The organism is Streptomyces sp. NPDC048825 (genome assembly GCF_043198355.1).
In the GTDB taxonomy this organism is placed as follows: Bacteria; Actinomycetota; Actinomycetes; order Streptomycetales; family Streptomycetaceae; genus Streptomyces; species Streptomyces xiangluensis.
In genome coordinates this window covers 92,813-110,991 of the sequence record NZ_JBICUR010000013.1, presented here as the reverse complement: position 1 = coordinate 110,991, position 18,179 = coordinate 92,813, and the positions used below count along the sequence as shown (strand labels likewise).

At 70.5% G+C, this 18,179-nt stretch carries 18 protein-coding genes and 1 pseudogene; 11 read left to right on the top strand and 8 right to left on the bottom strand.

The features are described 5' to 3' along the window. Positions 1 to 56: 56 nt before the first annotated feature. Positions 57 to 3,251 (bottom strand): BTAD domain-containing putative transcriptional regulator, encoded by a 3,195-nt coding sequence (locus ACGFNK_RS29155; RefSeq protein WP_393420600.1) that lies wholly within the window; start codon positions 3,249 to 3,251, stop codon positions 57 to 59. Between the two features lie 468 nt (positions 3,252 to 3,719). On the opposite strand from ACGFNK_RS29155, the gene ACGFNK_RS29150 reads away from it, so the two are divergent. Beyond that, positions 3,720 to 4,076, top strand: a complete 357-nt coding sequence (locus ACGFNK_RS29150; RefSeq protein ID WP_393420598.1) for a PRC-barrel domain-containing protein — start codon at positions 3,720 to 3,722, stop codon at positions 4,074 to 4,076. A 35-nt stretch (positions 4,077 to 4,111) separates the two neighbouring features. After that, positions 4,112 to 4,282 carry a hypothetical protein gene (locus tag ACGFNK_RS29145; protein ID WP_393420596.1) on the top strand — a complete coding sequence of 57 codons (171 nt, stop codon included), beginning with the start codon at positions 4,112 to 4,114 and terminating at the stop codon, positions 4,280 to 4,282. A gap of 126 nt (positions 4,283 to 4,408) precedes the next feature. Here the strand turns inward: ACGFNK_RS29145 and ACGFNK_RS29140 are convergent, their stop codons facing one another. From ACGFNK_RS29140 to ACGFNK_RS29110, 7 genes and pseudogenes are all read right to left on the bottom strand, one after another. Then, the gene (locus ACGFNK_RS29140; RefSeq protein ID WP_393420594.1) at positions 4,409 to 5,137 is read right to left on the bottom strand and encodes a glycosyltransferase family 32 protein; all 729 of its coding nucleotides are present in this window, start codon (positions 5,135 to 5,137) and stop codon (positions 4,409 to 4,411) included. A gap of 622 nt (positions 5,138 to 5,759) precedes the next feature. Next, positions 5,760 to 6,158 carry a DUF5994 family protein gene (locus ACGFNK_RS29135; protein ID WP_393420592.1) on the bottom strand — a complete coding sequence of 133 codons (399 nt, stop codon included), beginning with the start codon at positions 6,156 to 6,158 and terminating at the stop codon, positions 5,760 to 5,762. A 282-nt stretch (positions 6,159 to 6,440) separates the two neighbouring features. Next, a pseudogene (locus tag ACGFNK_RS29130) lies at positions 6,441 to 6,705 on the bottom strand (DUF4235 domain-containing protein). Next, on the bottom strand, positions 6,702 to 7,205 hold the full coding sequence (locus tag ACGFNK_RS29125; protein WP_393420590.1) for a DUF3618 domain-containing protein: 504 nt from the start codon (positions 7,203 to 7,205) through the stop codon (positions 6,702 to 6,704). The pseudogene ACGFNK_RS29130 and the gene ACGFNK_RS29125 overlap by 4 nt, the downstream one beginning before the upstream one ends. After that, entirely contained in the window at positions 7,202 to 7,621 is a 420-nt protein-coding gene (locus ACGFNK_RS29120; RefSeq protein WP_393420588.1) for a phage holin family protein, read from the bottom strand. Before ACGFNK_RS29120 ends, ACGFNK_RS29125 begins: the two co-directional genes overlap by 4 nt. Positions 7,622 to 7,755: 134 nt before the next feature. Then, complete coding sequence (locus ACGFNK_RS29115; protein ID WP_393420586.1) at positions 7,756 to 8,304, bottom strand: phosphatase PAP2 family protein; 549 nt, start codon at positions 8,302 to 8,304, stop codon at positions 7,756 to 7,758. Between the two features lie 73 nt (positions 8,305 to 8,377). After that, entirely contained in the window at positions 8,378 to 9,457 is a 1,080-nt protein-coding gene (locus ACGFNK_RS29110) for a YihY/virulence factor BrkB family protein (RefSeq protein WP_393420584.1), read from the bottom strand. Between the two features lie 139 nt (positions 9,458 to 9,596). Between ACGFNK_RS29110 and ACGFNK_RS29105 the strand changes: the two genes are divergently transcribed. The 9 genes from ACGFNK_RS29105 (at position 9,597) to ACGFNK_RS29065 (ending at position 18,179) form a co-directional block, all read left to right on the top strand. Further along, positions 9,597 to 9,950, top strand: a complete 354-nt coding sequence (locus ACGFNK_RS29105) for a hypothetical protein (RefSeq protein ID WP_393420582.1) — start codon at positions 9,597 to 9,599, stop codon at positions 9,948 to 9,950. Between the two features lie 153 nt (positions 9,951 to 10,103). Further along, positions 10,104 to 11,783: an FAD-dependent oxidoreductase gene (locus ACGFNK_RS29100; protein WP_393420580.1), complete on the top strand. Its 1,680-nt coding sequence runs from the start codon at positions 10,104 to 10,106 to the stop codon at positions 11,781 to 11,783. Between the two features lie 144 nt (positions 11,784 to 11,927). Further along, positions 11,928 to 12,506 (top strand): hypothetical protein, encoded by a 579-nt coding sequence (locus tag ACGFNK_RS29095; protein ID WP_393420578.1) that lies wholly within the window; start codon positions 11,928 to 11,930, stop codon positions 12,504 to 12,506. A gap of 339 nt (positions 12,507 to 12,845) precedes the next feature. Continuing rightward, positions 12,846 to 13,478, top strand: coding sequence for a class F sortase (locus ACGFNK_RS29090; protein ID WP_393420863.1), 633 nt, complete (start codon positions 12,846 to 12,848; stop codon positions 13,476 to 13,478). 182 nt (positions 13,479 to 13,660) lie between these two features. Further along, a complete protein-coding gene (locus tag ACGFNK_RS29085) occupies positions 13,661 to 14,791 on the top strand; it encodes a SchA/CurD-like domain-containing protein (RefSeq protein WP_393420576.1) in 1,131 nt (376 codons plus the stop codon). A gap of 102 nt (positions 14,792 to 14,893) precedes the next feature. After that, the gene (locus ACGFNK_RS29080; protein ID WP_386353773.1) at positions 14,894 to 15,355 is read left to right on the top strand and encodes a cupin domain-containing protein; all 462 of its coding nucleotides are present in this window, start codon (positions 14,894 to 14,896) and stop codon (positions 15,353 to 15,355) included. Then, a complete protein-coding gene (locus tag ACGFNK_RS29075; RefSeq protein ID WP_393420574.1) occupies positions 15,352 to 16,620 on the top strand; it encodes a beta-ketoacyl-[acyl-carrier-protein] synthase family protein in 1,269 nt (422 codons plus the stop codon). The genes ACGFNK_RS29080 and ACGFNK_RS29075 overlap by 4 nt, the downstream gene beginning before the upstream one ends. Then, positions 16,617 to 17,858 carry a beta-ketoacyl synthase N-terminal-like domain-containing protein gene (locus tag ACGFNK_RS29070; protein ID WP_393420572.1) on the top strand — a complete coding sequence of 414 codons (1,242 nt, stop codon included), beginning with the start codon at positions 16,617 to 16,619 and terminating at the stop codon, positions 17,856 to 17,858. The genes ACGFNK_RS29075 and ACGFNK_RS29070 overlap by 4 nt, the downstream gene beginning before the upstream one ends. Positions 17,859 to 17,921: 63 nt before the next feature. Then, a complete protein-coding gene (locus ACGFNK_RS29065; protein WP_386353779.1) occupies positions 17,922 to 18,179 on the top strand; it encodes an acyl carrier protein in 258 nt (85 codons plus the stop codon).

Genomic DNA, 18,179 nt, shown 5'->3' with positions numbered 1-18,179 from the left:
CGCACCCACAGTGCTGCGGACCCCGTCCGGCTGTCCGCATGACCGCGCGCACCTCGTCACATCCGTGACACCGCCCGCAGGGTCTCTGCCTCCAGCCACCGCAGCGCGTCCTCGCGGGAGTACGCAGCCCCCTCCTCGAACGCCTTCTTGAAGCCCTCCTCACCCAGCGTCGCCACGATGCGGTCGACCAGCTCGCGCCACTCCGGCTCGCCCCAGTCGAAGGCGCCGCGCATCACCTGGCTCATGCCGAGCGATCTGGCGCCGGCTTCGGGATCGCCCTCCAATGCCCGTAGTCCGCCGAGCAGTTCGGCCACCCAGGCGAGCGCTGCGCCCGCGCCCTGGCTGAACAGGGCGCCGGCCGCCTCCGGCAGCAGGGCCCTGGCCTGCACGGCGTCCCCCTCGGCGAGACGGTTTTCCATGCGGGTGCTGACGATCAGGTCGCGGGCCAGTTCTCTGAGGGAAGGGCGCCGGGCGCTCAGCGCCTCGAGACGGTCGAGGGTCGCGTCGGACTGCACCAGGTCACCGGCCCTGCGGTGCACATTGGCCAGGCCCACGAGGATGTTGGCCTCCAGGCGCAGCTGTCCGCGCTCGCGGGCCTGCCGGTGTGCGGCGTGCAGATCGCGGAAGGCGCCCTCCAGGTCGCCGCTGCGCCGGCGTTCGCGGGCGAGTCTGGCCTTGCTGATGTAGAGGTAGTCCTCGGTGCCGAGTTCGGAGCTGAGTGCCACAGTCCGTTCGAAGGTGGCGATGGCCTGGGGGTACTCGCCGCGCAGGGAGTGGTCGCGGCCGATCGGGAGCAGGCTCATCACGAGCCCCCAGCGGTCGCCCACCTCCTCGAAGCCGCGCAGGGCCTCGATCCGGGACTCGGCCCCGGTGACCAGGTCGCCCTGTTCGGTGAGGGCGAAGTCCCGTGCCAGGTGGGCGCTGGCCCGCACCCAGGGGTCGGGCGAGTCGAGGGGGTCCTGGTCCGCGGTTCTGCCCGGTCCTGATGCGCTCGTGGGGAGGGAGACCTGGGACATCCGAAGGAGCAGTGCGGCCGGGTGGAACTCACGTGCCGTCGCCGACTCGCCGTCCGCGGCCGGACGTTCGCGCCCCCCTGCCCGTACGGAATCCCGTGCCCCTACGGAATCCCCTGCCCGTACGGAATCCCGTACCTGTACGGAATCCGGCCCGGCGACCTCCGCCATATATGTGTCGAGCTGGGTGCTCATCCCCCTGACCCCCCAGTACCAGAACATCGCCCCGGCGAAGCGTGCTGCCAGGTCCCCGTCCCGGGCGTCGACGACCGAGCGCAGCGCGAGGACGAGGTTGTCGTGTTCGGCGTCGAAGACCTCGATCGCGCGCAGCTGTTCGCCGGTACGAAGGCGGGGTTCGTGTTCTTCCGCGAGGGCCAGGAAGTACGCGGCATAGCGCTTGGTGACGGCGTCCCCGGGCTCGGCGTCGGCGAGCTGCCTCGCGGCGTACGCGCGTACCGTCTCAAGCATCCGGTAGCGCGGCTCGTCCGCCCCTTCGTCGACGGCGTCGACCAGCGATTTCTCCACCAGGGCGTCCAGGACGTACGGGATGTCGGCGGCCGGGAGCGACGGGTCCGCGCAGACCGCTTCGAGCGCGAGGACGGTCGCGCCGCCCGGGAACACCGACAGTCTGCGGGCGAGGATCCGCTCGGGTTCGTCGAGCAGGTCCCAGCTCCACTCGACGAGCGCGAGCAGGGTGCGCTGGCGGGGCAGGGCGGTGCGGCTGCCTGAGGAGAGGAGGCGGAAGCGGTCGTCGAGGCGGCGCGCGATCTGCTCGACGCTCATCGAGCGGAGCTTCGCCGCGGCCAGTTCGAGGGCGAGCGGCATGCCGTCGAGCCGTCGGCAGACCTCGACCACGGCGTCGAGGGTCGAGTCGTCGAGCGTGAAGTCCGGGCGGACGCCGACGGCCCGGTCGACGAAGAGGCGGACGGCGGGCGACTGCGCGGCCTCGGTGGGCTCCGGTGATCCCATCGGCATGTCGAGCGGGCCGAGGTGGCACAGGGACTCGCCGGTGATGGCGAGGGCCTCGCGGCTGGTGGCGAGGATCCGCAACTCCGGGATCTGGTCGAGGAGTTCGGCGGTGAGTTCCGCGGCCGCCTCGACGAGGTGCTCGCAGTTGTCGAGCAGGAGCAGGGCGTCGCCGCTGCCGATGAGCCCGGCCATGCGCTCGACCGGGGTGGCCCGCTGCCCCTGGCCGGCGTCGTAGAGGCGGCCGTCGGTGGAGCCGAGGGCGCCGAGGACCGCGTCGGCCAGCTGGTCCGGTGCGCTCACACCGGCGAGCGGCACGAACCAGACCCGGCCGCGCGCGTGGGCGCGGTCCCAGGTGGCCGCTTCGAGGGAGAGCCGGGTCTTGCCCGCGCCGCCGGGTCCGACGATGGTGACGAGCCGGCCGCGGGCCAACTGCCCGGCGAGCCGGTCCAGTTCACCGTCACGGCCGACGAAGCTGGTGAGCCGGGCCGGGAGGCGGCTCGGGGTGGCCTCGGCCCGCTCGGCGGGCGTCTTCAACTCTCCTCGCAGGAGGGCCAGATGGATCTCCCGTAACTCGCCCGACGGATCGATGCCTAACTCGTCGTCGAGCTGCTCCCGTATCGCCTCGTACACCGCGAGGGCGTCGGACTGCCGTCCGGCCGCGGACAGCGCCCGCATCCGTAACCCGGCGACCCGCTCGCTCAACGGCCGCTCGGCACCGGCCGCTTCGAGGTCGGCCAGCACCTCTTTGTACCGTCCGAGCCGCAGTTCGGCATCGCAGTGGTCCTCGGCCGCCGCGGTCCGCAGATCGTCGAGCCGGGTCGCGACGGGCCCGGCGAACGGGGCGTCGAGGACATCAGCGAGCGCCGCGCCCTGCCACAGCCCGAGCGCCGTTCCAAGCAGCGAGGCCGCTTCGCCGGCCCGCCCGGCTGCGAGTTCCCGCCTGCCCCGAGCGATCAGGTCCTCGAAGCGGTGGACGTCCACGTCCTCGGCCCGCACCGAGAGCCGGTAGCCGCCGGACACGGACTCCACCGCTGCGGACCCGCGCAGCGCCCTGCGCAGCCGGGACACCAGTGCCTGCAGCGCGTTGGCCCCGTCGGCGGGCGGCTCCTCTCCCCACAGGCCGTCGACGAGCGAGTCGACCGACACCGTCCGTCCCTCTTCGAGGGCCAGCCTGGCGAGGAGCATCCGCAGCCGAACGCCACCGACCTCGACCGGCGTCACATCATCGGCGTACACCTGAACCGGTCCAAGCAGCACTACGCGCACCACGGCGGCCTCCCCCTCCGGACCGACCGGCCCCTGCCGTGTCGATCATCCCTCCAACGCCGGGTCAGCATCACCCACCTGACCGTCTCCGGTAAAGGGCCTCCGGCACCGGACGGCACCGGGTGTGCGGTGGGTATGTCCGGGCGGCTCAGACCTACGGGAAGATCCGGGCCGGAACGAGGCATCCGACCGGACAGACGGCCACGATGAGTCCCGCCACGTTCTCTGCGGTCACATGGCAGACCCTCTGCGGACGGCTGCGGGACCGCTCTCATCTGCGCCGTTTTCACCAGCGTGAGCAATCCCAATGCCCCGAAGCCCGGCGAACGCGAGCACAGCGCGAGGTCCTCGGGCGCGAGGCAGAGGTTCCCCTATAACCTGGAAGGACCCAGGGCCACCGAGCTCAGCGGGCTGCGACTGCCCGCAGGGACGGCTCGTACCGGCCCGGATCAACGGCTCAGGAGGCAGGCCATGATCCATGCAGCCGATATCCGCGAGTGGCGCAACCACAGCGTCGTCGATCCGAAGGGCCACAAGATCGGCGTACTCGAAGCGGTCTACGTGAACACCACCAACGACGAACCGGCCGTGGCCACAGTCCGCACCGGACTCCCCACCCACTACCAGCTGGTCTTCGTGCCCCTCGACGAGGCGCTCCTCGGACCGGACTACGTCAAGGTGCCCTACGCCAAGGCGCTGGTGAAGAAGGCGCCCTCGATCGGGGTGGACGACGTCCTGCCCGCCGAGGCAGAGGAAGCGATCTTCCAGTACTACGACATGAGCTACCAGAGGGGCGCAGGCGGCGAGCGGCGACTCGCCCGCCGCTGACGGTCCGTGCTCATCCCGAAGGAGGTGTTCGGGTCATGGCTCTCTTGCTGCTTCTCGTTCTGGTCGCCGTCGTGCTGGGACTCATCGGAGCAGTTACGGAGGGGCTGGGCTACCTGCTGATCATCGGCATCGTGGTCCTCGTGGCCGCACTGGCCGTCACTGCCGTGAGCTGGTCTCAGCGCTCCCGTCACCGCTCCATCCGATAACGCACGACAACCGGCGAGGGCCGCCGCGACCGGCCTCCTGACGCGAGCAACGGCACGGGAAGCGCGACGGCAGCCGGTGGCCTGAGCTGATCTACGGTTCTTGGGCTCTACGAAACTCGGGGCAGCTCATGACATTTCGGGGCGGGCCGGTGTGAGTGTGAGCCGGTTGTCGCTGTCCGGCTTTTTCCAAGTGGTGGCGTTGGCGTGGACGATGTATGCCTCGCTGGTTTTGTCCAGGCCCTCAACGACTATCAGGCGGCGACTTCCCTTGACCGCGCCATGGTCGATCTGGGTGAAGCCGGGGAAGGAACGCAGTATGGGGGTGATGTAGCGGGTGCCGAAGATGTCGAAGACCTCGTACTTCTCGGTCGTGTTGCGCTTGGCGTAGGCCAGGCGGAGGTAGCGCGCTCCGGCGCCTTCGACCATCGTGCGGTAGGCGGGGTGGTCCCGGACGGTGCCGAGGGTGGCGTTCTGGACGTTGCCCTTGTTGCCGGTCATGCCGAATAGAGCCAGGCCGTCGATCAGGGGGGTGATGGGCTGGGTGCACCAGGAGTCGGCGTCGGTGTAGATGCCGCCGTGCTGGGCGAGGAGTTCGAGGCGGAGAAGGTCGGCCCGTACGGCGGGCGGCTGGTCGGCGAGGGCGTCGTAGACCCACTGGTTGTGCAGTGCCGGGAGGTTCTTGTCGGTCCAGAGCTGCACCCGGTAGTCGGGGTTGTGCTCCTTCCAGGTGCGGAAGTTGTCCCGGTAGGGGAAGGCCTTCTCGCCGACCCAGATGATGTGAATCAACTTGGGGATGCCTGCCTGCGTGGCATCTGCGACGTTGACAGTGGATCTACGGAACCTGTTGCGGATCACGGTGCCTCTCAGCGGACCATGGTGTTGAGGAAGCCGGCCGCCTGCATATGGCGGCGGGCTCGGTGTATCGGCCTGTGATCAGGCCAGTTCGGCGACCTCGCGTGGGGCAGTGTCCACGGGGTGGAACTTGCTCTCCACGCGGATGCCCGGGGGCTCGGGCTGGAACGCCGGGCCGCCCCGGACCGCCCAGTACGCCTGGGAGTCCTAGTGGACGCTGTCGCCGTAGTTGTCGCAGTGACGGTAAGGGTGACGAGTCCGCGTCGGAGCCCGGGTCCGCGCCGCAGGCGCGCCCACTCCGGCGATGCGCCCCAGCGCGGACGCCACCCCGCTCACGACCCGGTCCCTGCCTCGCATGGCCCTCACCCCCCGGTTCCCCCGTCCCCCGACACGCGCAGAAGAGACTCGATGGTAGGACCGTCCCGCAGGGCAGGGCAGGACCTCACGTGTTGCTTTTGGGTTCCATCGGTGTGACACGCGAGCAGCGCGAAGTGTCGTGGCGGTGGACACCCGCCCTCAAGCTGCCGTCGTTTCGAGGAAGAGGAAGCTGTACGGAGCGGCCCCCGGCACCTGAACCTGCCTGAGCATCGTGAAGTTGCTCAAAGTGACCGACCGCCGCGGCTGCTCAGACGTGGCTGCCCGCCGCGGCGGCCATGAGCGGTTCCGCGGCCTCCTCGGTCGTTTCCGGCGGGACGACCAGCAGATCCCAGCGCCCCCGGCCGGGGGCGATGAGGACGACGGTGTGCTGGGCCGATGCCGCCAGGGTCCTTCGCAGTCGTACGACCTGGTTGACGACGAGCATCCGGCCCGGCGTCGCGGACCACACCGCCCCGTTGACCGTGACGCTGCTGATGTGGCCCCATGCGCGCGGCAACCCGGCGAGCAGCCGCGGGAGTTCCGCGAGCAGGTCGTACGAGCGGGGCCACCAGGCTCCGTCGATGGGCCGGGGCATGCCTCCGTGCGGTGCCAGGCGCAGCCGGAGGACGGGGTGAGAGGGAAGCGGGAGTGGCAGTGCGGTCGTCATACGGGGCTCCTTGACCTGGGTGAAGGCCGCGGGGAGGAGGCGCGGCCGGGGTCACGGGCTGCCCCTGGTGGATGGGTGGCGTGCTGGAGACGACCTGTCAGGTGGGCACGACGACCCTCGTTTTGCCCACGGTACTCCCGCGCAGGCAGAAAGGACGGGGCTCCGTCGGGTCGGCGACAACCCGGTCCGCGACGGCGTCGCGTCGGCGTGCGGTCTACGCACCTGCATCCTGCCGGCGGAACACCGCACCGGTGAGCCCGGCTCGTTTCCGGCGCGCGTCAGTCAGCCGGGCCAGGTGCCCGTCAGGCGGCGGGTGGCGACGGCGCCGCCTCTGTCGACGACGGCTTTTACGCCGGCGAAGATCGCGCCCTGCACGACGGCTGCCGACACGACCTCGCGCCAGGTGCGGTGCTCGTCGGTCGCGTCGGGGGCGTCCTCTTCGTGGCCGAGCTCTTTCCAGACCTGCTTGAACACCGAACCGGCCAAGACGCCGCTGAGGGCGCCCATGGCCATGCCGACCGGCTTAGGCGAACTTCGAGGCTTTCATCGACGCCTCCTGGAGCGGCGGATGAGCACCAGCGCGATGAGCGCGCCGGCCGCGGCGAGCAGCGGGGTGCGGTTGGCCCGCGCCGCCTGCATGCCCCTGCCGGCCTTCTCCCGTACCGGCTCCGGAGCCTTCTCCCGGGCCAGCTCTCCGACATGCGCCGCCTTGTCGCGGACCTGCCCGGTGGCGGCGGTCGCCTTGTCGCGGACCTGCCCCGTGGCGGCGGCGGCCTTGTCGCGCACCGGCTCCGGGGTCCTGTCGTGCACCACGTGGGCCGCGTGCGCCGCCTTGTCCCGCAGCTGAGCCCTGACCTGTGTGCTCTTCTGGGCGACCTGTTGCTTGACGGCCACCGTCTTCTCCTGGGCTCGGGCCCTGACGTCCGCCTTCGCCGCGAGGGCCTCGACGGTCTCGCCGAGCTCCTCACGAGTCGCCTCGACCTGCTCCCGCAGTTCCTCCGAGGAGGGTGCTGCCTCATCGCCCGTGGGCGGCTTGTCCTTGGTCATCGCTGTGCCTTCTCCTTGATCTCGGCCACGTCGGCCTTGACGCTGTCCATGGCCTGCTCGGGCCTCGGCGGGGATGCCTTGCCGACCTGCTGCCTGCCGAGAGTCGCCATCAGCGCGGTGATGACGGCCAGGGCGCCGGCGACGATCAGAGCCGCTGCCCACACGTCCAGTACAAGCGACAGCGCGGCGATCGCGGTGGCAAGCAGTGCCTGCAGGGTGAAGAAACCCACCAGGCCGGCGCCGCCGAACAGGCCGCCGCCCTTGCCGAACCGCTTGCCCTTCTCGGTCATCTCCGCCTGCGCCAGGCGCATCTCGTCGCGGACCAGTTGCGACAGCTGCTGCGAGGCGCGCTGAACCAGGTCACCGACCGGTTCCTGCGGTCCGCTGCCGGTGCGAGGGGAGCCCTCTGCTGCCATGGGTGCTCACCTGTCCTTCGTCGGTCGGTCCTTCGTCGGCCTTTCGGCGAAATCGGCGGCCCCCCTCTTCCGCCGTCCGATGGGTGCCCCGAGTCGAGTGCCCCGAGTACCCCGCGACGGCACATCACCACACGTCAGAACACATGTCGCCACGGCAGGCGCGGTGCGGCGCGTACCAGGGCGGCTGCGGCCAGCCCGATCACGCCGCCGGCAGCCACGTCGGAGGGGTAGTGCGCACCGCTGTGCACGCGCTCCGCGGCCACCATCACCGCCGACATCCCACAAGCGGCACCGGCGGCCGGCCACACCGGCGTGACGGCTCCGGCAAAGGCGAAGCCGGCAGCCGTGTGCCCGGAGGGAAAGGAGGAGCTGGCCGGGCGGCCCCTGAGGTCCTCCGGCGGGACCCATTCCCGTGGCGGGCGGCGCCGCCGGGACAGCTGCTTGACGACCGCGTTGGAGAGCACCTGCGCCGTCGCCATGGACACCACTCCGGCGACGGCAGCCGTACGGCCGCGCCACCCGCCGACGGCGGCCATCAGCCCGGCCGCCGCCCACCACAGCTTGGTGTGCTCGGCCGCCTCCTCCACCGCGGGCACGACCCGCCGCACCCAGGGTGGCCGCCACCCGATCGACCACCTGGCGAGCCGGTGATCCCCGCCACGCAGATCCGCCATCGTTCCCATGACCAACCCCATGACCAGCCGACTTCCTGTCCAGGGCCCTCTCACACCAGGCTCGCGGCGGTGATCCGCCACCTCAGGTTTCAAGACGGCGGCGGTCCTCCTCGTCCCACTTCCGAGTGTCGCGCGGCTGCACATACGGCTCCTTCTCGTCCGGGTAGCCGCCTGCGACAGCGCGCTGGCGGGCCAGCTCCGCGTCGAACTCCAAGCCGAGCAGGATCGCCAGGTTGGTGATCCACAGCCACACCAGGAAAACGATCACACCGGCGAGCGTGCCGTAGGTCTTGTTGTACGAGGCGAAGTTCGCCACGTACAACGCGAACCCGGCCGAGGCGATCATCCAGATCACCAGCGCCAGGAAACTGCCTGGCGTGATCCAGCGGAAGCCGCGGACCCGCGCGTTCGGCGTCGCCCAGTACAGGATCGCGATCATGACCGTGACCAGGACGACCAGCACCGGCCACTTCGCGTACGACCACACCGTCAGGGCCGTGTCACCGACGCCCAGCGTGGTGCCGACCTGCCGGGCCAGAGCGCCGGTGAACACGACGATCAGCGCACTGATCACGGCCATGAGCATCAGCACCACGGTCACCCCGACCCGTACCGGCAGCACCTTCCACACCGGACGGCCCTCGGGGACGTCATAGACCGCGTTCGCGCTCCTGATGAACCCGGCGACATAGCCGGAAGCCGACCACACCGCGAGCACCAGACCCACGATCGCCATGACGGAGCCGATCCCGGCCCTACCCTGCAACTGCTGCACCGCGTTGCTCAGGACGTCCCGCGCCGCCCCCGGGGCGAGACTCTGGATGTTGTCCAGCACCTCCCGCGTCGCCGCCCGTCCGGCGATCCCGACCAGCGAGATCAACGCCAGCAGCGCCGGGAACAGCGCCAGGATCCCGTAGTACGTCAGCGCCGCGGCCCGGTCGGTCAGCTCGTCCTTCTTGAACTCCTTCAGAGTGCCTTTCAGCACAGCCAACCAGGAGCGCTTGGGCAGATCCGTCGGGGTGTCCGGCGCTTGCCGCTCCACCTGCTCGTCCGGCCCGGCCTCGGGTGCTTGATGTGCCTCCGGTGCCCGCACGGTCTCGGCCTTCTGGTCGGCCACACCGTGCCTGCCGTGCCTTCCATGCCGTTTCAGTGTCCGTACCATCCCGCACGAGTATCCGGCCGAGCAGCGCCTATCCATACTTTTGCGGCATTCGGGGGATTGCTGAGGAACGGTGCAACCAACGCCGACCGGCCTGGCGACTTCAACGGGCAGACACACACCCGAGCAAGGGAGATCCGCGGTGACCGCATTCAGCGACACGCTCGTCCCGACCGAGGATGTCTGGGCCGACTGCGACCCCATCTGCGACCCATATGTCTCCTCAGCCGAATCCGGACACGATGCCTACCGCCCGACCACGTACGGAGGCAGCGGAAGCAGCAGTGACCACCTGTTGCCGCCTCCCGATCCCACTCAGCGTCTGAACATCGTCGTCCTCAGCGCCGCGGACCAGCGCCGGCTGGACCTGTATGCCGCGCTCACCGTCCGCGGTATCGCACCGCGCCCCGGCGACCGGTACGCCGTGGATGCCATCAGCTCCCTCGGCGACGCGGTCACCGATTCCGTCCTGCGCTGGGTCACCCACCGTTCCTGAGGACTGCGTAGTCCGGTCGCGGGAGTGAGTCACGGCCGGCACATCGCTCCGGGTGAAGACTGGGCCACCCTCCGTGTTGCGGGGCATGTATGGAGATCCCGGCCTGATTCGGCCGAGTCGGCGGAAATGGCCCACACCCTGGAGGCGCGCGTGATGAACGAAAGAGCCGATCGAGACGGTCAGGCTGGCCGATCCGGTCCTGCGGCCCACGAGGTCCCGGTGCTCATTGTCGGCGGTTCCCTGGTCGGCCTGTCGACCTCGTTGTTTCTCGGCCGGCTGGGGGTGCGGCACACGCTGGTGGAGCGTCATGCCGGTACTTCCATCCATCCCCGCGGCCGGGGCAACAACGTACGCACGATGGAGCTGTTCCGGGTGGCCGGTGTCGAGCCGGCCATCCGGGAGGCCGCGGAAACCCTCTCCGACAACCACGGCATCCTGCAGACGCCCACGCTGGTCGGCGACGCGGGCGAGTGGCTGTTCAAGGAGATCGACCCGGGCGGCGGGCTGGCCCGCTTCAGCCCGAGTTCCTGGTGTCTGTGCAGCCAGGACGACCTGGAGCCGGTCCTGCTCGACCGTGCCACGGCACTCGGCGGCGACCTGCGGTTCTCCACCGAACTGATGTCTTTCGACGCCGACTCCTCCGGTGTCAGCGCGGTGGTCAAGAGCCGGCATACGGGCGAACACACCACCATCCACGCGGACTACCTCGTCGCCGCCGACGGCCCCCGCAGCCCCGTACGGGAACAGCTCGGCATCGGCCAGAGCGGCCCCGGCGACCTGTTCCACAACATCAGCGTGACCTTCCGTTCCCACCGCCTCGCCAAGGTGGTGGGCGACCGTCGCTTCATCGTCTGCTACCTCACCAACCCGGACGCCGACGGCGCGCTGCTGCCGGTGGACAACCACGAGAACTGGGTCTTCCACGCCCCTTGGCACCCCGAACTCGGCGAAACGCTCGAGGAGTTCACCGACGAGCGCTGTGCCGACCACATCCGCCGCGCGGTCGGGGACGCGGACCTCGACGTCCATATCACCGGCAAGGCGCCCTGGCACGCCGCCCAGCGCGTGGCTCGCGGCTACGGGTCGGGGCGGGTCTTCCTGGCCGGCGACTCGGCCCATGAAATGTCCCCGACCGGCGCCTTCGGCTCCAACACCGGTATCCAGGACGCGCACAACCTCGCCTGGAAACTGGCCGCGGTACTCGGCGGCTGGGCGGGGGACGGACTGCTGGACACGTACGACGTCGAACGGCGTCCGGTGGCGGAGGCGACCAGCGCCCGCGCCGCCGTCCGGTCGGCCGAGCACAGCCACCCCGGTTTCGCCCCGCCGCCCGGCGTCGGCGGCGGTCCGCGGCAGGGCATCCTCAATGTGGTCCTCGGGCACCGTTATCCGCACGGCGCTGTCCTCGGCGCCGATCCCGCGGCCCCGGTCGTCCCGGAGAAACTCGCCCTGACCGGGGACCCCGGCAGCCGGGCACCTCACCTGTGGGTACGGCACCAGGGCAGGCGAATCTCCACCCTCGACCTCTACGAGCGATCCCTGGTGCTGCTCAGCGACGGCGACACCGAGGACGCGAGCGGGTGGCACCAGGCCGCCGTCCGCCTTGCCGAGGAGTTGTCCGTGCCACTCGTCTCGTACCGGCTCGGTACCGGAGCCGGCAGCGAGCTGGCTCCCGAGGACGATGCCGACTGGGCGGAACGCCATGGCACGACGCGTACAGGCGCCGTACTCGTGCGGCCCGACGGGTTCGTCGCATGGCGATCTTCAGGTCCGGCAGAGGATGCGGAATTGACGCTGCGCCAGGTCCTGACGACGGTCCTGGCACTGAGCTGACCGGTAGCTGATCGGCGCGGCGTCACCCGGCTGAGCGCCCCGAGTGGTGGGCGAGGGACAAGTGACTGACGGTGGTTCACATCGGGGTCGGGTGACTCAGCTGACGAGGTGTCGGCTGCCCGGCCACGGCGGAAGGATCGTCAGATGCGCTCTGCTCGAATGCTCCTGGCCACCGGGGCTGCTGCGGCCGTCCTGGCTATCGGCGCTCCCGGCGCCTACGCGGGTGACTGGGACCAGCAGGACTCCTCCTCCAAGGGCGAGAACTCTTCCTCCTACGGCAAGGACCACGGCAAGGACCACGGCAAGGAAGGCAAGGAGCACGGCAAGGAAGGCAAGGACTGGAAGGGCAAGCACGACAAGCACGACTGGCCGAAGGGCGGCGTGCACACCGGCGGCGGCGCGCTGACCGCGGTCGGCGAGGACGACTGGGGCAAGGACAAGGGACACGGCAAGGACTGGAAGGACAAGCACGACAAGCCCCACGGCGGCGTGCACACCGGCGGCGGCGCACTGACCGCGGTCGGCGAGGACCACTGGGGCAAGGACAAGGGACACGGCAAGGACTGGAAGGACAAGCACGACAAGCCCCACGGCGGCGTGCACACCGGCGGCGGCGGCCTGGCCGAGCCGTCGGTGACCGCGGGCGGGCTGGCCGTCCTGGCGGTCGCCGGAGCCGGCCTGTTTGCGGCGCGCCGTAAGAAGAGCGTCGCGAGCGTGGCCTGACCCTGTGTCGTACGACATAGCCGCCGTGGCCGCCACCCGCACGTTGCCGTGTGGCGGCCCGGCCGGCCCTCCCCGAGCCCCTCTCGCGGAGGACCGCCCGCCGCGAGCCCCTCCACCTGCTGCCGCGTCCTAGTGAGGTGGTCCCCGATGGCAGCTCCCCCTTATCCCCCTCGTCCTACGTATCCACCCTCTCCCCCTTCTGCCTATAACTCCCCCTACGCCAGCACCTCCCCCTATCCCGGCCGCGCCCCCGCTCCCGGCCGCGCCCCCGCTCCCGGCCCCGCCGCCTCCGGCGACGACGAGGCCCCGGCCGAGAACCGATTCCGTACGGCCCTGACCATGCTGTGCGCCGCGGTCCTCGTGGTCCTGGCGGCCACCCTGTACGGCGGCGAGGACTCGTCCTCCGGCACCGTCCAACGTTCCCTGCACCCGCCGACTGCCCAGCAGGTCCCGCCCGCCGCACCCCAGGCGGTGACGCCCCCGCCCCAGACGGAGCCGCCTGCGACAGCGGAAAAGCAGCTGCCCCCCTCGCAGCCAACCCTCCTGCACATCCCGAAGATCTTGGTCAAAGCTCCCTTCATCCCCCTCGCCCTCGACGCCAAGGGGCAGCTCGAAGCCCCGCCCGCCGACAACGTCAACCTCGTCGGCTGGTACGCCAAGGGCGCCTCCCCCGGCGAGTTGGGCACGTCGATCATCGCCGGGCACGTCGACACCACCACCTCCGCGGCCGTGTTCGCGCGCCTGCGCGAACTGAGGAAGGGCGATGTCTTCCACGTCGCACGGGCCGACGGGCTCAGGGCGTCCTTCGTGGTCGACAGTGTGGAGACCTTCAAGAAGGACAAGTTCCCCAACGATCGTGTCTACGCCGACACGAACCGGGCCGAGGTACGGCTCATCACCTGTGCGGGTGTCTACGACCGTTCGGCCAAGGACTACCCGGAGAACCTGGTGGTCTTCGCCCATCTCGTCTGAACCCCGGTATCCGAAGCCCCGGCCACCCCAGCGCAGTTGGGTGCCGGGGTTCCCTCATGGCCCATCACCCGCGTAGTCCATACGAGTCGCGCGCTCCCGGGGACGGGCACAGGATCGAGCCACGCCGATGTCGCAGCACCGCGGCCGACGTCCCCTCTGCCCGCGAAGGAGAAGTGAGCAGGATGACCACTACGTCCGCACCTGCTTCAGAACGGCTGACGCGCCAGGTCTCGCAGCGTGTCTCCCAGTCCGTGTTCGACGGATCCCGGCTTCGTGTCGTCCTGCTGGTGGACGTTCACGACGGAGCCCAGCAGCAGTTTCTGGAGGCGTACGAGCAACTGTGCAACCAGGTCGCGTCCGTTCCCGGGCATGTCAGCGACCAGTTGTGCCAGTCGATCGAGAACCCCTCGCAGTGGCTCATCACCAGTGAGTGGGAGAGCGCCCCGCCGTTCCTCGCCTGGGTGAACAGCGAGGAGCACGTCCAGATGGTGGAGCCGCTGCACAGCTGTGTCCGGGACACCAGGTCGCTTCGTTTCCATGTCGTACGCGAGACCGGTGGCCCGGCGGAAGCCACCCCCGCGAAGCGCCGTCTCCAGGCCTCGCCCCGGATCGGGGACGGCGTGATCCGCCACGCCCTCACCTTCACGGTCAAGCCGGGCAGTGAGGCTGCCGTCGCGAAGATCCTCGCCGACTACGCCTCGCCCGAACCACGGGTCGACGACACCACACGGCTGTGCCGTACGTCCCTGTTCATGCACGGCAACCGGGTGGTGCGGGCCATCGAGGTGCGGGGCGACCTGCTCACCGCGCTGCGTCACGTCGCCCGGCAGCCCGAGGTACGGGCCGTGGAGGAGGCCATCAACCCCTATCTGGAGCAGGAACGGGACCTCGACGACCCCGAGTCCGCCCGGGTCTTCTTCACCCGGGCCGCGCTGCCCGCCGTACACCATGTGACGGCGGAGCAGGAGGACCCGCAGGCGGAGCGGCATGCCCTGTACTACCCGGCGCGGCCCGGCTGCGGCATGCGGCTGGCCGAACTGCTGGCCCGGCAGGACGAAGCGGCGGCGGGCAGCCCGTACAGCCCGGTGCTGCGCAGCACGATCTTCCAGCGCGACGACGTGGTCGTCCGGCTGATCGATGTGCGCGGCGGCCTCGACGCCGCCGACCCGGTGCTGGCCCTCGGCCTCCCGGACCCCGGCCCCGCGACCAAGCTGACGACACTCCTGGACGAAGCCGCCGATGCGGACCTCCCCCGCCTTCTCGGCCTCGCCCGCATGGACTTCGTCACCGACCGCCGCTCGCCCGAAGCCTGACTCGACCGAAGCCTGATCCGTCCACTACGCGGGTCGCGGCGACCACGGCCCTCATGCCGGCCGAACCCTCATGCCGGCACAGCACACGATCGGAGCAACGTCGTGATCAAACCCCGTCCCAGAATCGTGGATCTCAGCGAGGTTGAGCCCAACACCCGGCGCGGCGGCGATCTGCGCGCCATGCTCACCCCCGCCACGGTCGGCTCCACCAGCGGTTTCATGGGCGTGGCCATCGTGCAGCCCGGCGAGCGCATCGGTGAGCATTACCACCCGTACTCCGAGGAGTTCGTGTACGTCCTCTGCGGGGAGCTGGAGGTCGACCTGGATGGCGATCCCCTGCCGCTGCGGCCCGAGCAGGGGCTCATGATCCCCATCCGTATGCGGCACCGTTTCCGCAATGTCGGCAAGGCGGAGGCGCGCCTCGTCTTCCACCTCGGTCCGCTGGCGCCGAGCCCGCCGCTCGGTCACGTCGACACCGAGGGGACCGACGCCGTCACGGTCGCGTCGGAGGGAGCCGGCACGAGTGGGGGCCGGACGGTCGACCGACGCAAGGTCGGTTCATGACCCGGCGCGTGGCGGTCACCGGCATAGGCGTCGTCGCCCCGGGCGGCATCGGTGTACCGGCTTTCTGGGACCTCCTGGCGGGCGGGCGTACGGCGACCCGGGGCATCACCTTCTTCGACCCGACCGGCCTGCGTTCGCGGATAGCCGCCGAGTGCGACTTCGATCCGGCGGCCCACGGGCTGGACGCGGAGCAGGTCGCACGCTCCGACAGGTACGTGCAGTTCGCCCTGGTCGCCGCGGAGGAAGCGATACGGAACGCAGGTCTGGACCTCGGCCGGGAGGACCCGTGGCGGGTCGGGGTCTCCCTCGGAACCGCGGTGGGTGGCACCACCCGCCTCGAGAACGACTACGTCCTGGTCAGCCGGCACGGACAGCGCTGGGACGTGGACCACCGGGAGGCCGGCCCGCATCTGCACCGCGCGTTCTCGCCGAGCACGCTCGCCTCGGCGGTGGCGGAGAGGTTCGGGGCGTGCGGGCCGGTGCAGACCGTCTCCACGGGCTGTACCTCGGGCCTCGACGCGGTCGGCTACGCCTTCCACACCATCGGGGAGGGCCGGGCGGATGTCTGCATAGCCGGCGCCTCGGACTCGCCGATATCGCCGATCACCATGGCCTGCTTCGACGCGATCAAGGCCACCTCCGCGAACAACGACGACCCCGCCCACGCCTCGCGTCCCTTCGACGCCAACCGTGACGGGTTCGTCATGGGCGAGGGCAGTGCCGTACTCGTCCTGGAGAACCTCGAACACGCCCTGGCCCGCGGCACGCACGTGTACTGCGAGCTCAGCGGCTACGCCACCTTCGGCAACGCCTACCACATGACCGGTCTGACCAAGGAGGGCCTGGAGATGGCCCGGGCGATCGAGACGGCTCTCGGCCATGCCGGGCTCGCCGGCACAGCGGTCGACTACGTCAACGCGCACGGCTCGGGCACCCAGCAGAACGACCGTCACGAGACCGCCGCGGTGAAACGGGCCCTGGGACAGCACGCCTACGACATCCCCATGAGCTCCATCAAGTCCATGGTGGGCCACTCCCTCGGCGCGATCGGGGCGATCGAACTCGTCGCCTGTGTGCTGGCCCTGACCCACCAGGTGGTACCGCCCACCGCGAACTACGAGACACCGGACCCCGAGTGCGACCTGGACTACGTTCCGCGCGTCGCTCGCGAGCGGAGACTGAACAACGTGCTCTCCGTGGGCAGTGGATTCGGCGGCTTCCAGTCCGCGGTGGTCCTGACCCGGCCAAGGGAGACGACGCTATGAGCGAACCGTATCCGCGGCGTGCCGCCGTCACCGGAATCGGCGTGATCGCGCCCAACGGACCCAGCACCGAGTCCTTCTGGAAGGCCACTCAGGAGGGCATCAGCGTCCTCGACCGCGTCACCCGCGAAGGCTGTGAGCACCTGCCACTGCGGGTGGCCGGCGAAGTACGGGGCTTCGAGGCCTCGGAGGCGGTCGAGGAGCGCCACCTCGTGCAGACCGACCGGTTCACGCACTTCGCGCTGGCCGCGTCCGGCCTCGCGCTGGACGACGCCCGCCTCGGCCAGGCCGACACCGGCGACGCGCCGTTCTCCGTGGGTGTGGTCACCGCGGCGGGTTCCGGCGGCGGCGAGTTCGGGCAGCGCGAGCTGCAGCAACTGTGGGGGAAGGGCAGTCGCTACGTCGGCCCGTACCAGTCCATCGCCTGGTTCTACGCCGCCAGCACCGGCCAGATCTCCATCCGGCGCGGCTTCAAGGGCCCCTGCTCGGTCGTCGCCGCCGACGAGGCCGGCGGTCTGGACGCTCTCGCCCACGCGGCGCGCGCCGCGCGCCGCGGCACCGACGTGATCGTGGCCGGCGCGACCGAGGCACCGCTGGCCCCCTACTCAGTGGTCTGCCAGCTCGGCTACCGGGAACTGAGCACTGCTCAGGACCCGGCGCACGCCTATCGCCCGTTCACCGCCGAAGCCTGCGGATTCGTGCCCGCCGAGGGCGGCGCCATGCTCGTCGTGGAGGACGAGCGCGCGGCCCGGGAGCGGGGCGCGAGCGTACGGGCCACCGTCGCCGGACACGCGGCCACGTTCACCGGCGCCTCCCGCTGGGCGGCGTCCAGGCAAGGGCTCGCCCGGGCCATCGGCGGGGCCTTGGAGGAGGCCGGCTGCGCTCCCGGGGAGATCGACGTGGTCTTCGCCGACGCCCTCGGCGTACCGGAGGCGGACCGGGCCGAGGCGCTGGCGATCGCCGACGCCCTCGGCGCGCACGGCGGACGCGTACCCGTCACGGCCCCCAAGACGGGTATCGGCCGCGGCTACTGCGCGGCGTCCGTGCTGGACGCCGCGGCGGCCGTGCTCGCGATGGAGCACGGACTGATCCCGCCCACCCCCAACGTCTTCGACGTCTGCCATGACCTCGACCTCGTGACCGGGCGGGCCCGTGCCGCAGAACTGCGCACGGCGCTGGTGCTCAGCCGAGGCCTCATGGGGTCGAACTCGGCGCTCGTGCTGCGGCGTGGAGCCCCGTAGGCGTGGGCGAACGACCGAAAGAACGTCTCGTTGCGAGGCGAGGAGCAAAAGGAGAGGAAGCGCATGAGTGAGCAAATCACCGTGGAAGAGCTGTCCGAACTCATGAAGAAGGCAGCCGGAGTCACCGTCGCCCCCGGCGAACTGCAGGAGCGCAGCGAATCCGGCTTCGACGCCCTCGGCATCGACTCGCTCGGTCTGCTCGGCGTCGTGGGCGAGTTGGAGAAGCGGTACGGCACGCCGCTGCCTCCCGACGCGGAGCGCTGCAAGACCCCGCGGCAGTTCCTCGACCTCGTCAACGGTGCCCTCGTGGCAGGAGCGTGA

What these genes read in the sequence shown, in the direction of transcription:
- ACGFNK_RS29075 (WP_393420574.1), top strand. Translation starts at nt 15,352, where the DNA reads ATGACCCGGCGCGTGGCGGTCACCGGCATAGGCGTCGTCGCCCCGGGC.
- ACGFNK_RS29090 (WP_393420863.1), top strand. Translation starts at nt 12,846, where the DNA reads ATGCTGTGCGCCGCGGTCCTCGTGGTCCTGGCGGCCACCCTGTACGGC.
- ACGFNK_RS29115 (WP_393420586.1), bottom strand. Translation starts at nt 8,304, where the DNA reads ATGGGAACGATGGCGGATCTGCGTGGCGGGGATCACCGGCTCGCCAGG.
- ACGFNK_RS29110 (WP_393420584.1), bottom strand. Translation starts at nt 9,457, where the DNA reads ATGGTACGGACACTGAAACGGCATGGAAGGCACGGCAGGCACGGTGTG.
- ACGFNK_RS29135 (WP_393420592.1), bottom strand. Translation starts at nt 6,158, where the DNA reads ATGACGACCGCACTGCCACTCCCGCTTCCCTCTCACCCCGTCCTCCGG.
- ACGFNK_RS29065 (WP_386353779.1), top strand. Translation starts at nt 17,922, where the DNA reads ATGAGTGAGCAAATCACCGTGGAAGAGCTGTCCGAACTCATGAAGAAG.
- ACGFNK_RS29145 (WP_393420596.1), top strand. Translation starts at nt 4,112, where the DNA reads ATGGCTCTCTTGCTGCTTCTCGTTCTGGTCGCCGTCGTGCTGGGACTC.
- ACGFNK_RS29085 (WP_393420576.1), top strand. Translation starts at nt 13,661, where the DNA reads ATGACCACTACGTCCGCACCTGCTTCAGAACGGCTGACGCGCCAGGTC.
- ACGFNK_RS29070 (WP_393420572.1), top strand. Translation starts at nt 16,617, where the DNA reads ATGAGCGAACCGTATCCGCGGCGTGCCGCCGTCACCGGAATCGGCGTG.
- ACGFNK_RS29120 (WP_393420588.1), bottom strand. Translation starts at nt 7,621, where the DNA reads ATGGCAGCAGAGGGCTCCCCTCGCACCGGCAGCGGACCGCAGGAACCG.
- ACGFNK_RS29125 (WP_393420590.1), bottom strand. Translation starts at nt 7,205, where the DNA reads ATGACCAAGGACAAGCCGCCCACGGGCGATGAGGCAGCACCCTCCTCG.
- ACGFNK_RS29095 (WP_393420578.1), top strand. Translation starts at nt 11,928, where the DNA reads ATGCGCTCTGCTCGAATGCTCCTGGCCACCGGGGCTGCTGCGGCCGTC.
- ACGFNK_RS29150 (WP_393420598.1), top strand. Translation starts at nt 3,720, where the DNA reads ATGATCCATGCAGCCGATATCCGCGAGTGGCGCAACCACAGCGTCGTC.
- ACGFNK_RS29100 (WP_393420580.1), top strand. Translation starts at nt 10,104, where the DNA reads ATGAACGAAAGAGCCGATCGAGACGGTCAGGCTGGCCGATCCGGTCCT.